The sequence below is a fragment of the Streptomyces sp. NPDC005492 genome (assembly GCF_040605995.1).
Classification (GTDB): Bacteria; Actinomycetota; Actinomycetes; order Streptomycetales; family Streptomycetaceae; genus Streptomyces.
The window spans coordinates 57906-70817 of record NZ_JBEXDX010000028.1 but is presented as its reverse complement, the minus strand read 5'-3'; the positions used below and the strand labels follow the sequence as shown (position 1 = coordinate 70817).

13 protein-coding genes are annotated in these 12912 nt (G+C 70.7%); 7 read left to right on the top strand and 6 right to left on the bottom strand.

Features of this window, described 5'->3' with window-relative positions:
* The first annotated feature begins 284 nt into the window (after positions 1–284).
* Both ABZT04_RS30685 and ABZT04_RS30680 read left to right on the top strand, forming a co-directional pair.
* Positions 285–980: an alpha/beta fold hydrolase gene (locus ABZT04_RS30685; RefSeq protein ID WP_356060236.1), complete on the top strand. Its 696-nt coding sequence runs from the start codon at positions 285–287 to the stop codon at positions 978–980.
* Between the two features lie 49 nt (positions 981–1029).
* Complete coding sequence (locus ABZT04_RS30680) at positions 1030–2007, top strand: 2-hydroxyacid dehydrogenase (RefSeq protein ID WP_356060235.1); 978 nt, start codon at positions 1030–1032, stop codon at positions 2005–2007.
* On the opposite strand, the gene ABZT04_RS30675 is transcribed toward ABZT04_RS30680, so the two are convergent.
* Both ABZT04_RS30675 and ABZT04_RS30670 read right to left on the bottom strand, forming a co-directional pair.
* Entirely contained in the window at positions 2000–3640 is a 1641-nt protein-coding gene (locus ABZT04_RS30675; RefSeq protein WP_356060234.1) for an RICIN domain-containing protein, read from the bottom strand. The genes ABZT04_RS30680 and ABZT04_RS30675 overlap by 8 nt on opposite strands.
* A 389-nt stretch (positions 3641–4029) precedes the next feature.
* The gene (locus ABZT04_RS30670; protein WP_356060233.1) at positions 4030–4893 is read right to left on the bottom strand and encodes an oxidoreductase; all 864 of its coding nucleotides are present in this window, start codon (positions 4891–4893) and stop codon (positions 4030–4032) included.
* A 137-nt stretch (positions 4894–5030) separates the two neighbouring features.
* Between ABZT04_RS30670 and ABZT04_RS30665 the strand changes: the two genes are divergently transcribed.
* Positions 5031–5924, top strand: coding sequence for a helix-turn-helix transcriptional regulator (locus ABZT04_RS30665; protein ID WP_356060232.1), 894 nt, complete (start codon positions 5031–5033; stop codon positions 5922–5924).
* Between the two features lie 13 nt (positions 5925–5937).
* Here the strand turns inward: ABZT04_RS30665 and ABZT04_RS30660 are convergent, their stop codons facing one another.
* The gene (locus ABZT04_RS30660; RefSeq protein ID WP_355911208.1) at positions 5938–6315 is read right to left on the bottom strand and encodes a toxin Doc; all 378 of its coding nucleotides are present in this window, start codon (positions 6313–6315) and stop codon (positions 5938–5940) included.
* A 3-nt stretch (positions 6316–6318) separates the two neighbouring features.
* Positions 6319–6564, bottom strand: coding sequence for a hypothetical protein (locus tag ABZT04_RS30655; protein ID WP_355911205.1), 246 nt, complete (start codon positions 6562–6564; stop codon positions 6319–6321).
* Between the two features lie 137 nt (positions 6565–6701).
* On the opposite strand from ABZT04_RS30655, the gene ABZT04_RS30650 reads away from it, so the two are divergent.
* Positions 6702–7199 carry a methylated-DNA--[protein]-cysteine S-methyltransferase gene (locus tag ABZT04_RS30650; protein ID WP_356060231.1) on the top strand — a complete coding sequence of 166 codons (498 nt, stop codon included), beginning with the start codon at positions 6702–6704 and terminating at the stop codon, positions 7197–7199.
* A gap of 29 nt (positions 7200–7228) precedes the next feature.
* Positions 7229–7918: a 2OG-Fe(II) oxygenase gene (locus ABZT04_RS30645; protein ID WP_356060230.1), complete on the top strand. Its 690-nt coding sequence runs from the start codon at positions 7229–7231 to the stop codon at positions 7916–7918.
* A gap of 12 nt (positions 7919–7930) precedes the next feature.
* Here ABZT04_RS30645 and ABZT04_RS30640 read toward each other — a convergent pair whose 3' ends face one another.
* Entirely contained in the window at positions 7931–8542 is a 612-nt protein-coding gene (locus tag ABZT04_RS30640; RefSeq protein WP_356060229.1) for a hemerythrin domain-containing protein, read from the bottom strand.
* The gene (locus ABZT04_RS30635) at positions 8539–10152 is read right to left on the bottom strand and encodes a DHA2 family efflux MFS transporter permease subunit (RefSeq protein ID WP_356060228.1); all 1614 of its coding nucleotides are present in this window, start codon (positions 10150–10152) and stop codon (positions 8539–8541) included. Before ABZT04_RS30635 ends, ABZT04_RS30640 begins: the two co-directional genes overlap by 4 nt.
* Before the next feature lie 168 nt (positions 10153–10320).
* Here ABZT04_RS30635 and sigJ point away from each other — a divergent pair, with 168 nt between their 5' ends.
* Positions 10321–11250 carry an RNA polymerase sigma factor SigJ gene (gene sigJ, locus ABZT04_RS30630; protein WP_356060227.1) on the top strand — a complete coding sequence of 310 codons (930 nt, stop codon included), beginning with the start codon at positions 10321–10323 and terminating at the stop codon, positions 11248–11250.
* Positions 11247–12713, top strand: a complete 1467-nt coding sequence (locus ABZT04_RS30625; RefSeq protein WP_356060226.1) for a cytochrome bc complex cytochrome b subunit — start codon at positions 11247–11249, stop codon at positions 12711–12713. Before sigJ ends, ABZT04_RS30625 begins: the two co-directional genes overlap by 4 nt.
* The last annotated feature ends 199 nt before the right edge of the window (positions 12714–12912 follow it).

Here is a 12912-nt window from a genome sequence, read left to right as displayed (position 1 = left end):
CACCTCGGCCTCGCTCGAGCTGTGCCGGGTGCGTTCGGCGATGCCCACACCCTCTCCACCGGCGTGCTGGGCGCCTTCCCGATCGACCTCGGCCCCTCCTTCCGGCAGGGGCTCGCGGCCACCGGTCCTCAGAGCGGTCGGCGGCGCGCTGAGTGTCGATCCGACGCCCCAACGCGAGCACGCGACAGCCGACTTCGGTCGAGTCGCCCCCGTGTGCCCTCCGGTGCAGGCGATCTGATCGTTCCGCGGGGTCGTTGTCAGACCCGGCGGCTACGTTGGGCGGCATGACTCGATTCGTTGTGGTGGCAGGGGCGTGGCTCGGTGCGTGGGCGTGGGAGGAGGTGGTGGCCGAACTGCGCGGGGACGGCCACGAGGTGCATGCCCTGACCCTGTCCGGGCTCGCGGAGAAGCAGGGGGTTCCGGCCGGACAACGGACCCATGTGCAGGACATCGTCGACGAGGTCGAGCGCCTCGATCTGCGGGAGGTCGTCCTGGTCGGACACAGCTACTCCGGTGTGCCCGTCGGTCAGGCGGCCGAGCGGATCGGTGACCGGCTGGCCCGGGTGGTGTTCGTCGACGCGAATGTGCCGGTCGACGGCACGTCGTTCCTGGACGGCTTCCCGAGCGACCACATCAGGAAGTCGCTGGACGAGCACGACGGCGACTGGCCACCCCTGGACCCGGCCGACTACGCGGGACAGGACCTCACAGACGAGCAGATCGCCCGCATCGTGACCGACGGGACCCCGCACCCGGGTGCCACGCTCACCGAACCGGCGATCCTGACCCGCCCGCTCGGCGAACTGCCGGCCACCTACGTCAAGTGCCTGCTCGACGGCGACGAGTTGATGGACCCGGTGGGCGAACTGGTCGACAGCGGACGCTGGGAGCTGGTCCGGATGGACACGGGCCACTGGCCGATGTTCTCCCGTCCCCGTGAACTGGCCCGCGTCCTGGCCGACTCGGCCGCCCGCTCCTGACGCGCGTGCGGATCCGTACCCGCCTCCCCCACCTCGACGAGGATCCCGCATGACCCCCACGAAGAACGTCCTGGCCGTCGTCCCACCCCACATGGGCGGCCGCACGGCAGGAGCCGGACTCGCGACACTGCTGCCCGACGGGGTGGACGTCACCGTCGTGGAGACCGTCGACGAGGACCTTACGGCCCTGCGCGCGGCACACGTCGTCATCACCGCGCTCTCCCCGGTGACCTCCGAACACCTCGCCGCCGCACCGGAGTTGAAGCTGGTGCAGTGCGCGAGCCACGGCTTCGACTACGTCGACCTGGATGCCGCGCGCGCCCGGGGCGTCCTTGTCTGCACCATCGGTTCCAGCGGCGCCGAGGCACAGAACGTGGCCGAGCAGACCTTCGCCCTGATGCTCGCCCTCGCCAAGCGCGTCGTCCCCGCGCACACCGCGCTCGCGGCGGGCGACTGGGCGCTGCCCCGGCTGCAGGGCTCGCTGACCGAGCTGTCCGGCAAGACCCTCGGCATCGTCGGTCTCGGCTCCATCGGGCAGCAAGTGGCCCGCCGCGCGGCCGCGTTCGACATGGCCGTCGTCTACGCCGGCCGGCGCGCCGTGCCCGAGGAGACGGCCGCCCGGCTCGGCGGCGCACGGCATCTCCCCCTCGACGAACTGCTGCGCCGCTCCGACTACGTCACCCTGCACGCGCCCCTCACGGACGAGACCCGGCATCTCCTGGACGCGGACCGGCTCGCGCTGCTCAGGCCGACCGCGTTCGTGATCAACACCGCGCGGGGTGCCCTGATCGACCAGGACGCCCTTGCGGACGCCCTGGATGCGGGCACCCTCGCGGGCGCGGGTCTCGACGTCTTCGACCCCGAACCGCCGACCCCTGCCCTGCGTCTGCTCAAGGCCCCGAACGTGGTGCTCTCGCCGCACGTCGGCGGCGTCACCCGGGAGACCGTCATCCGGATCGCCCTGGCCGCCGTACAGAACGCCGCGGACTTCCTGACCGGGAAGCCGCCCGGCGATGTCGTCAACTGAGCCGGTCCGCGATCTCCGCGGGGCGCTGTGACGGGCTTCCCGTACCGGAGGTCGACAGCGAACCGGGGCTGGCCGACACCGAGTCGGTCAGCCAGTGCTGCGTGGCGGAACCGTCGCGGACCTTCAGGACGATGTCGGCGCCGGGGTCCTTCGTGGTCGAGGTCAGGGCGAGCCCCGATTGCCAGCGGGGCAGCAACTCGCCCTGCACGGTGAGGTCGTAGCGGACATCGTTGCCACGCCCGGCCTTCGCGTCGGCGCAGGTGCCGAGGACGACGACACCGGCGTCCGCGTGCGAGTCCAGGCAGAGCGCGGGGTTCGCCACACTGCGCAGCAGCCCGTCGGTCTCGTACGACCACTCCTGGGTCGTGGCCGACGAGCACACGGCCAGGCTGGTGCCGGCGCCGGCTTTGACGGTGCCCTTGATGTCGAGGCACAGGTCGGCGGCGGCGTTGCGCAGCGTCGTCCGCTGCGGTGCGGCGGGGAGCCGGGCCGTGCCGGGCGCCGAGGACGAGACGTGTCCGGAGCCGCCGTTGGCGCTGCCGGAGGCGACCGGGTCGGCGGTGCCGTCGTGGTCCGGCCAGAGGCTGACGGCGAGTACGAGCGCGACGACGCCTGAGCCGATCAGGCCGACGCCGACCATGAGCGATCGTGACGACCTCGCGGAGCGCGCCGACCGGGCCGCGTCCACGATCCGGCGGCCCGGTGCGGGGAGCCGGGAGAGCAGCCGGTGCCGCCCCGTGGGGCCGGCGCTGTGCGCGCCGTGCCGGGAGGCGGTCCTCGTTCGCGTGTCGGGCCGGGCGCGGCCGGGACGCGATGCGAGGTAGGGGCGGGCTCCCCAGCCGAGTACCGCCTCCGCGAGCAGGACGCCCAACCCGCCTTCGAAATAACTCAGTTGTTCGGCGGCGAAACGGCAGTAGCGGCACTGGGCCAGATGCTGCTGGACATCCGGCAGCAGTACGCCACCGCGTCGAATCGGTACGTCGAGGAGCCGGTTGTAGAAGCGGCAGTCCTTGGTCGGCGCGAGTTCCCGGTGGGCGCGTACACAGCCCTCCCGGAATTTGTCGTGTGCCTGTCGGAGTGCGGCCGACGCGGTGTCGGTGTCCATCCCGAGGAGTGCGGCCGGAACGGTTATCGGCTCCGCCTCGACCTCGGTGTGCCACAGCAGACACTGGGCGAGCGGTTGAAGGGTCTGGAAAGAGCGCTCGGCGAGCTTGCGATTTTCGGCTGTCATGGACTTGGCGGACCGCATGGCGCGGCCCCCGGAGGGTTTCTCCAGGTCCGGCAGAACACCGGCTATTCGCTCTTCCGAGGTCCACTCGCGGATCGTGTCCCGCACGGTCAGCAGCAGTCGGGGGCGCAGGGCCACGCCGTGTTCGCCGAACGTCAGCCGGTCGAACACCTGGTGGAAGGCGGCCGCGGTGGCCATCACGGGGGCGCTGCCGGTGGCGGCGAGACAGACGCCCGCGTAATCCTGGACCGGCTGCCAGTGCCGTGCCATGAGTAGCGCGACGGAATGGACGGCCTCCCCCTCCGGACGGCCGCGCAGCCGGGCGGCCAGGGTCTCGTCGGATTCCTCGGGGGCCCCGCCGTCCGGCGGAGGGTAAGGAGGGCGAGGGGGGTGAGGGATGGACACGGAGTGGATTCCTCGGATTCGGTTCATCAACAGGCGAATGAGCCCCGGGCTTTACCCCCGCGCGGGTGTTTCACCCTTGCACAACCCACCGAACCCAACAAGGCACTTGGGTAACATCCACATCGTTGAAAGAAAGTCAGACCCCGGTGACAACTCGGTTCACCAGCACCGGCTTTCGACTTTCCATGCGCCCCGTGTGAACCGCACGCACACGCCGGTGCCTCACGCACGCTCCCGGCGCACACCACTGCGCGTTCCACTTGAACCGGCCTTTCTCGAAGGCCTCGCGCTGGACGGCGGCTCTCCCGCGCCAAACGGCCGCCGACCTTGCTCCTCCCGCCCTCGGTCGGCGGCCCCGAGGGCGGGGGTGGCCCACCCCCGCCCTCATCTCAGCCGATGGTGTCGAGTTCGGCGATCGCGTCGGCCGGCAGCACCAGGTCCGCGGCGGCGATGTTGTCGCGCAGATGGGCGCGGGACGAGGTGCCCGGGATGAGGACGGTGGTGGCCGAGCGCTGCAACAGCCAGGCCAGGGCGACCTGTTGGGGCGAGGCGTCCAAGCGGGCGGCCACGTCGGAGAGCACCTGCGACTGGAGCGGGGTGAAGCCGCCGAGCGGGAAGTACGCGGCGTACGCGATGTTCTCCGCGGCGCACCGCTCGACGAGGGCGTCGTCCTGCCGGTTGGCCAGGTTGTACAGGTTCTGCACGGTGACGACCGGGGCGATGGCCCGGGCCTCGGCGAGTTGGTCGGCGGAGACCGTACTGAGCCCGAGGTGCCGGATCAGCCCCGCCTTCTGCAACTCGGCCAGGGCGCCGAACTTGTCGCCGATCGACTCCTCGTCGGCGCGGTCGAGCCCGCCGACCCGGAGGTTGACCACGTCGAGTGCGTCGAGTCCGAGGTTGCGCAGGTTGTCGTAAACCTGCGCCTTGAGGTCCTCCGGATGCCGGGACATGATCCAACTGCTGTCGGGGCCACGCCGGGCGCCGACCTTGGTCACCAGGTGCAGGTCGTCCGGGTAGGGGTGGAGGGCCTCCCTGATGATCTCGTTGACGACGACGGGGCCGTAGAAGTCGCTGGTGTCGATGTGCGTGATGCCCCGCTCGACGGCCTCCCGCAGGACGGCAACCGCTTCGGCGCGGTCATTGGGCGGTCCGAAGGCGTGCGGGCCGGCCAGTTGCATGGCGCCGTATCCCATGCGGGTGATGGTGAGGTCGTCGGCGAGGGTGAGGGTGCCGCCGGAAACGGTGTCGGCCATGATGGCGTGCCTTTCGATGGGTAGGTGGGGTCCTGTCACCGACTCTGCGCCGGTCCCGGCCTGACAGGCAGTACCCGGATGTTCCTGGGAGCGACAGGGACACCCACCTGCGCGGATTCGGATCTACGGTGGTGGGTGTGGACAGCAAGAACGCGCTCGGTGAGTTTCTGCGGGCCCGCCGTGAGCGGGTCCGGCCCGAGGACGTGGGCCTGAGCGGCGGTGGCCTGCGCAGAGTCCCCGGGCTGCGCCGGGAGGAGGTCGCCCTGCTGGCCGGCATCAGCTCGGACTACTACCTGCGTCTGGAGCAGGGCCGGGACCGCAATCCGTCCGTGCAGGTGCTGGAGGCGCTGGCCCGGGTGCTGCGCCTGGACGCCTCCGCGACCGCCCACCTGCTGAGCCTGGCGCGGCCGGAGCGGCCGGCCGTGTCGCGCAGACGGGCCAGGCGGCCCGAGGCGGTGCCGGCGAGCGTCCGTGAGCTGCTGGACACCTGGACCGGGCATCCCGCGTATGTGCAGAACCGGTTCACGGACTGCCTCGCCTCGAACGCGCTGTGCCGGGCGCTGTCACCGAACTACATGCCGGGCGTGAACCTGCTGCGGGCCGTGTTCCTCGACCCGGCCGAGCGTGAACTGCGCCGCGACTGGGAGGAGTTGACCGCCGAGGGCGTGGCGACCCTGCGCGGCCACATCGGTCCCGACGTGGACGATCCGCGGTTGGTGGAGCTGGTGGGTGAGCTGTCCGTGCGCAGTGACCGTTTCCGGTCACTGTGGAGCCGGCACGAGGTACGGCCGATGCTCGGCCGGACCAGCCTCCTCCACCACCCGATGGTCGGCGACTTCGAGCTGCGGTCGAACAAGTTCGAGATCCCGGGCACGGACGGGCTGAACGTGGTCGTCTTCCACGCCGAACCGGCCGGCCGCAGCGCGGAGTTGCTGGGTCTGCTGGGCAGCCTCGCCGCGTCCGGCGAGGGACCGCGCGAGGAGAACCCGCGGGCCCACGAGGAGGCCGCCCGCCTCGACGAGGAGCCGTGACACCTCGGCTCTGTCAGATCTGCCAGGACCGCAGCCGGTCGGCCGCGCCGTAGACATCCGTCTTGCCGGAGATCAGGTCGCGGGTGAGGTCGACGAGGGCGCCGTAGGGCGGATCGATGCCGACGCCGCTGACGAACATATAGGCGACCGCGGTGGCGCAGGCGAACCGGGCGTTGGCCGAGGGCAGGGGCTTGAGCAGGGCGAGGGTGTGCAGCAGGGCGGTGGCCCGCCAGGCCGGGTCGGAGTCGACGCCGAGGCGGGGCGGATCGACCCGGTGCCGGGCGACCGCTGCCACTAACGCGGAGAAGTCGTTGATGGTGGGCTGGTCCGGGAGGACTTCCTCATGGCGCTGGAGCAGCCAGGGCACGTCGATATGGATAGCGGCGGGCATACGTCAGGCGACCCGCCCCTCGCCCTTGGCCGACGGTTCGTCGTCGGGAAACGCGGCGGCGAATTCGTCGGCGTGTGTCGCGAAGAACCGGCGGAAGGCCTCCGCACCCTCCTGAAGCGCCCGGTGCCTGGCGATGTCGGCCGCCGCCGCCTCCCGCACGAGCGCCTTCATCGACGTACCGCGCTCCTTGGCGATCTGCCGCAGGTCCTCTAGCTCGCGCTCGCTGAACTCCACGTTGAGAGCTGGCATGCCCACACCGTACCGCTCGGGTACTCACCCGTAAATATCACCAGGTCAAGAGGCATTCCGTGCGGTACCAAGAGAGTCCCAACACCATGTCCGAATCCCGCCGGACCCGGCCGCCGTACCGGAGCAGACTCGACCACATGACCACCATCCAGACAGTCATCGACAGTCCACTGGGCGAGCTGCTCCTGACCGGCAAGACCTCGGCACACGGCACCACGCTCACCTCCCTCTCCATGACCGACCGCCCGAGTACGGGTGCCGACCCGCGACACGACGACCCGGCCTTCGCCGACGTCGCCCGGCAACTGTCCGCGTACTTCGCCGGAGACCTCACCCGCTTCCAACTCCCGCTCGCCGCCGAGGGAACGGAGTTCCAGCAGCGGGTGTGGCGGGCCCTGGACGAGATCCCGTACGGCACCACGACGACGTACGGCGTGCTCGCCGGGCGGCTCAGGGTGCCGCGCGGCGAGGTCCGGGCGGTGGGCGCGGCGATCGGGGCCAACCCGCTGCTGCTGGTGCGTCCGTGCCATCGGGTGATCGGCGCGGACGGCTCGATGCGCGGGTACGCCGGCGGGGTCGAGCGCAAGGTGCGGCTGCTGACGCACGAGGGCGCGTTGCAGCCGATGCTCGACTGATGGCCGGCCGGGACGAGGAGGGAGTAGTCATGGATCGCACCAACTGGTCAGCTCTGGCTAAGGAGTTGGACCTCTACGGCAGCGCGCCGACCGCGCGGTTGCTGACGCCGGCCGAGTGCCGCGAGCTGGCCGCGCTGTACGAGAAGCCCGAGCTGTTCCGTACCACGGTCGACATGGCCCGGCACCGGTTCGGCTCCGGCGAGTACCGCTACTTCACGCACGACCTGCCCTCACCGGTAGCCGCCCTGCGCGCCGCGCTCTACCCGCGCCTGCTGCCGATCGCCCGGGACTGGGCGGCCCGGCTCGACCGCCCGGCCCCCTGGCCGGACACGCTGGAGGAGTGGCTGGAGCGCTGCCACCGGGCCGGGCAGGACCGCTCGGCGCAGATCCTGCTGCGCTACGGCCAGGGCGACTGGAACGCGCTGCACCGCGATGTGTTCGGCGAGTTGGTCTTCCCGCTCCAGGTGGTGATCGGCCTGGACGAGTACGGCACCGACTACACGGGCGGCGAGTTCCTGATGGTCGAGCAGCGGCCCCGGGCCCAGTCCCGGGGCACCGCGACCCCGCTGCGGCAGGGCCACGGCCTGGTGTTCACCACCCGGGACCGGCCGGTGCGGACGAAGCGCGGCTGGTCGGCCGGGGCGATGCGGCACGGGGTGAGCACCGTCCGCTCCGGCCGACGGCACGCGTTGGGGCTGGTGTTCCACGACGCCACCTAGCGACCGGCGGCCCTATCGGACGGCCCACAGCCCCCGGCGTCGGTAACTCCCCTCCCAGAACAGCCGGTTGAGCACCCGCACCGGCGGCGGGAACGCCCCCAGGAACCGGTCCCGGTCCGCCGTCGGCACCCCGTCGACGAGCCAGGGCACGAACACCGCGGCCCCGCGCAGCCCTTGGGTCTCGCGCAGCCGTCCGGTGAAGGCCGCCCAGTCCGCGTCGGTCAGCACCTCCCCCATCAGCGGCAGCGCGCTGTCCTCCTCGTGCTTGAGGTGGTCGTCGAGGGTGGCCCGCAACGCCCGTACGAGATCGGGGAGTTCGGACGCCCGGTCGGCCAGCGCGGCGTCCACCGCGGCCAGCAACGGGTCGATACGGCCGTGCTCCGCCTCCATGTCGTCGAGCATCCCGAGGTCCCGCGAACGCCCCTCGATCCGCGTGCGGACGCGTGGCCACAGGTCGCTGTCCTCGGCGGTGTGGTGGATGTGCAGTTGGTGCGTGAAGTTCTCCCACCCGGCGAGAACGGGAGCGGTGTGCGCCCGGTCCTCGGCGACCGCCGCGGCGAGCCGTTCCAGGTCGCGCCGGAAGGCGTCGTGGGAGGCGTACATGGGCGTGAAGTCGATGGTCATCGCGCGGCTTCCTTCAACTCGGGCTCGGACACGGGCAGAGCGTGCGGATTGGCGGACGGCCCGTTGTGTCGTCGTACGGCGAGACAGGCCAGCGCGCCGGTGAGCAGGACGGCGGCGGAGACGTACACGGCGGAGCCCATCGCGTCGACGAAGCCATGGCCGAAGACCTGTCCGGCGAGGGCGCGCATCCGCTCGGCGATGTCGTGCGGGACGCCGGACGGCGAGCCGCCCTGCTGCCCTGCACCGATGTCGGACTCCGACTTGGCGAAGCCGGAGACGAACGACTCCCGGTAGGCGGCGGGGAGTTGACTTGCTCGTGCCTGCGCCTGGTCGGTGAGCGTCGACGCGAGCCGGGCCTGGAGCACCGCGCCGATGACGGCGCCCGCGAGTACCGAACCGACCTGGCGGAGCGCGTTGGTGACCCCGGAGGCGGCGCCGGCGAGCCGGGGCGGGACGTTGCGCATGACCTCGGTGGCCATGGGGGCGAAGGTGCAGCCGACGCCGAGACCCGTGAGGAACAGCGGCAGGGCGATGGCCGGCCAGTGCGTGCCGACGTCCGCGACGCCGACGACCCAGACCAGGCCGCCCGCCCAGGCGAGCAGCCCGCTCATCAGGATGAACTTGCCGCCGATCTTGTCCGCGAGCGCTCCGGCGGGGCCGGCCATGACGAACGAGCCGAGCGCCACCGGCAGCAGGACCAGACCCGCCTTCTGGGCGCTGAAGCCGAGCACGGACTGGAGGTAGATCGTCAGCGTCAGGAACATCCCGACCACGCCGAACGACACGGTGACGCCGACGAAGTTGATGAGACTGAAGTTGCGGTCCCGGAAGAGCGAGAAGGGGACGAGGGGTTCGCCGTCCTGCTGTCCGCGCTCGTGCAGCAGGAAGCCGGCGAAGAGGGCGGCGGCCACGCCGAACAGGGTCCAGATCCCGGCGTTCCAGTCGTACCGCTGTCCCTCCGTCAGCCCAAAGGCCAGGCAGAACAGGGCAGTTGAGGCGAGGGTGACGCCGAGGGTGTCGAAGCGGCGCCGTACGGTGCGTCGGGTGCCCGGGATGATCGCCATGGTCAGCACGAGCACCAGGGCGCCGATCGGCAGGTTGACGAAGAAGATCCAGCGCCAGGACAGATGGGTGATGAGCACCCCGCCGAGGATCGGGCCGAGCGCGCCGGACACTCCTGCCACGGCGCCCCAGATGCCCGTCGCCACGCCGCGCCGGTCGGCCGGGAACACCTCGGCGATGATCGACAGGGTCTGCGGCATCAGCAGCGCCGCGCCCAACCCCTGCACCGCGCGGAACCCGATGAGCTGCGCCGGGTCCTGCGCGAGGCCACAGGCGAGGCTGGCCAGGGTGAAGAGGGTGACTCCGGCTGCGAACAGATTGCGTTTGCCGCGCAGGTCGCCGAGGCGTCCGCCGGTGATCAACAGGACGGCCAGCGCCAGGGTGTAGGCGTTGACGATCCACAGGATCTCGTCGAGGGAGGCGTCGAGGTCGGCTCCGAGCTGGGGGATCGCGATGTTCACGATCGTGAGGTCGAGGAGGGTCATGAAGAACCCGAGCGAGAGCGTGACGAGGATCGCCCAGGGGTTGCCGTGCCACTTCTTGAACACGATGTCGGTCTCCTTGCGTAGGACTCGCGTTCAAGAGGGCGGTGCGACTGGCCGGTGTGACACCGCGCCCATTCACCGAGACGTACGTCACATTCCGCCCGTCGGCTGTCACATTCCGGCCCCCGCCACCCCTCGCAGTAGTGAGCACGCCACTGGGGAGGCGCACCTATGTCCGAGATCGCTGTCACCGAAGAGGCGACCGATGTCTTCATGGACCATCGGGAGCTGCTGTTCGGCCTCGTCTACAACATGCTGGGCAGCGTCGCCGACACCGACGACGTCCTCCAGGAGACCTGGCTGTCCTGGACGTCCCGCGCCCGGCGCGCCCCGCTCGACAGCGTCGCCAACCCGCGCGCCTATCTCGTCCGGATCGCCGTCAATCACGCGCTCCAGCGCCGCGCGACGGTCAACCGCCGCCGCGAGACCTACGTCGGCCCGTGGCTGCCGGAACCGCTGGTCGACCAGGCCGACGACACCGAGGACCCGGCGTTGCGCGCCGAGTCCGTGTCGCTGGCCATGCTGGTCGTCCTGGAGTCGCTGAGCCCGCTGGAGCGGGCGGTCTTCGTCCTCAACGAGGTGTTCGGGTACGCCCACACCGAGATCGCGGAGGTCCTCGACCGCACCCCGGCCGCCGTACGACAGCTCGCGCACCGGGCGCGGGACCATGTGCACGCGCGGCGGCCGCTGTACGAGGCGCATCCGCGGGTACGGCGGGAGGCGACCGAACGGTTCGTGCGGGCCGCCGTCGGCGGGGACATCGCCTCGCTGATGGAGATCCTCGCCCCGGACGTCACGGTGTGGACCGACAGCGGCGGCAAGCGCAGGCCGGCCGGACTGCGCCCGGTGCACGGCCGGGACAAGGCCGTCCGCCTCATCAACTCCTTCGCGGCCAGGCACCGGCCGCAGGAGCTGGAGCTGCGGTTCCGGCGGGTCAACGGCGACGACGCGGCGGTGCTGTTCGAGGGCGACTCGCCGTACGCGGTGATGGTCATGGACCTCACGCCCGAGGGCGACCAGGTGTCCGGGGTGTACATCGTGACCAACCCCGAGAAGCTCACGCATGTGCACAAGGACGCGGACGAGGAGGACGAGGCATGACCGCCACTCCCGACCCGTCGCGGGGCGAGCGCGTCGCCGACTGGTTCGACGGCCGGCTCGGCATCTACTCCCTCGGCAAGCAGTACCTGCGCAAGGTGTTCCCGGACCACTGGTCGTTCCTGCTCGGCGAGATCTGCCTGTACAGCTTCGTGGTGCTGATCCTCACCGGCGTGTATCTCACCCTCTTCTTCCATCCGTCGATGAACGAGGTGACGTACCACGGGAGTTACGTCCCCCTGAACGGCATCCGGATGTCCGACGCGTACGCCTCGACGCTGCATCTCAGCTTCGACGTGCGAGGCGGGCTGCTGATCCGGCAGTTGCACCACTGGGCGGCGCTGGTCTTCATCGCCGCGATGCTGACGCACATGATGCGGCACTTCTTCACGGGCTCGTTCCGCAAGCCGCGCGAGATCAACTGGCTGTTCGGCTGGACCCTGTTGTTCCTCGGGCTGTTCGAGGGCCTCTTCGGCTACTCACTGCCGGACGACCTGCTGTCGGGCACGGGGATGCGCTTCGTCGACGGCGCGTTGCTCTCGGTCCCGATCGTCGGAACGTACCTGTCGATGTTCCTGTTCGGCGGCGAGTACCCCGGCCACGACATCGTGTCCCGCTTCTACTCGCTCCACGTGCTCCTGATCCCCGGCATCATGGCGGCCCTGGTGGTCGTCCACATCCTCCTGGTCGTCTACCACAAGCACACCCAGTTCGCGGGCCCCGGCCGCACCGAACGCAACGTGGTGGGCGCCCCGTTCATGCCGGTCTACCTCGCCAAGGCGGGCGGCTTCTTCTTCCTGGTCTTCGGCGCCATCACCGTCGTCGCGGCGGTGGCGTCGATCAACCCCGTCTGGTCCTACGGCCCCTACCGCGCCGACCAGGTCTCCACCGGCGCCCAGCCCGACTGGTACCTGGGCTTCGCGGAGGGCCTGGTCCGTGTCATGCCGGGCTGGGAAGTCACGCTGTGGGGCCACACGTTGGTGCTGGGGGTGCTGATCCCGATCGTGGTCTTCCCACTCCTTCTGGTCTTCATCGGCGTGTACCCGTTCCTGGAGTCCTGGCGTACGGGCGACAAACACGAACACCACCTCCTGGACCGCCCCCGCAACGGCCCCACCCGCACGGGCATCGGCGTCGCCTGGATCAGCCTCTACCTCGTCCTCCTGGCCGGCGGCGGCAACGACATCGTGGCGACCCGCCTCCACCTGTCCATCAACACCGTGACGTGGGCGGTACGGGTAGCGGTGTTCGCCGTCCCCGCACTCGCCTTCGCGATCACCCGCCGCATCTGCCTCGGCCTCCAACTCCGCGACACGGAACTGGTGTTGCACGGCCGCGAGACCGGCGTGATCAAACGCCTGCCACACGGCGAGTACGTAGAGGTGCACGAGCCACTCGACCAGGCGGAACTCCACACCCTGACCGCGCACAAGCGGCCGAGGGAACTGGTCGAGCGTGAGCCCTGACGGCCGCTACCAGGCGGGCCGCGGATCCCGGAGGTGGCCCTTCCCTCGGGCGCATGCGCTCGAACTCCACGGCCCAGCCGACTCCGAACGACGTACCCCACTGGCTCCGGATCGGCACGAAGCGGCCCCGCCAGGTGCGCCCCGGATCGTCCCGGGTCAGCGGCTCCATCACCTCGTGCGCGCTGAGGGCCAGCACGAC

Coding starts and splice junctions, on each gene's coding strand:
- ABZT04_RS30685 (WP_356060236.1), top strand. CDS start 285: ATGACTCGATTCGTTGTGGTGGCAGGGGCGTGGCTCGGTGCGTGGGCG.
- ABZT04_RS30680 (WP_356060235.1), top strand. CDS start 1,030: ATGACCCCCACGAAGAACGTCCTGGCCGTCGTCCCACCCCACATGGGC.
- ABZT04_RS30670 (WP_356060233.1), bottom strand. CDS start 4,893: ATGGCCGACACCGTTTCCGGCGGCACCCTCACCCTCGCCGACGACCTC.
- ABZT04_RS30660 (WP_355911208.1), bottom strand. CDS start 6,315: ATGCCCGCCGCTATCCATATCGACGTGCCCTGGCTGCTCCAGCGCCAT.
- ABZT04_RS30655 (WP_355911205.1), bottom strand. CDS start 6,564: ATGCCAGCTCTCAACGTGGAGTTCAGCGAGCGCGAGCTAGAGGACCTG.
- ABZT04_RS30650 (WP_356060231.1), top strand. CDS start 6,702: ATGACCACCATCCAGACAGTCATCGACAGTCCACTGGGCGAGCTGCTC.
- ABZT04_RS30645 (WP_356060230.1), top strand. CDS start 7,229: ATGGATCGCACCAACTGGTCAGCTCTGGCTAAGGAGTTGGACCTCTAC.
- ABZT04_RS30640 (WP_356060229.1), bottom strand. CDS start 8,542: ATGACCATCGACTTCACGCCCATGTACGCCTCCCACGACGCCTTCCGG.
- sigJ (WP_356060227.1), top strand. CDS start 10,321: ATGTCCGAGATCGCTGTCACCGAAGAGGCGACCGATGTCTTCATGGAC.
- ABZT04_RS30625 (WP_356060226.1), top strand. CDS start 11,247: ATGACCGCCACTCCCGACCCGTCGCGGGGCGAGCGCGTCGCCGACTGG.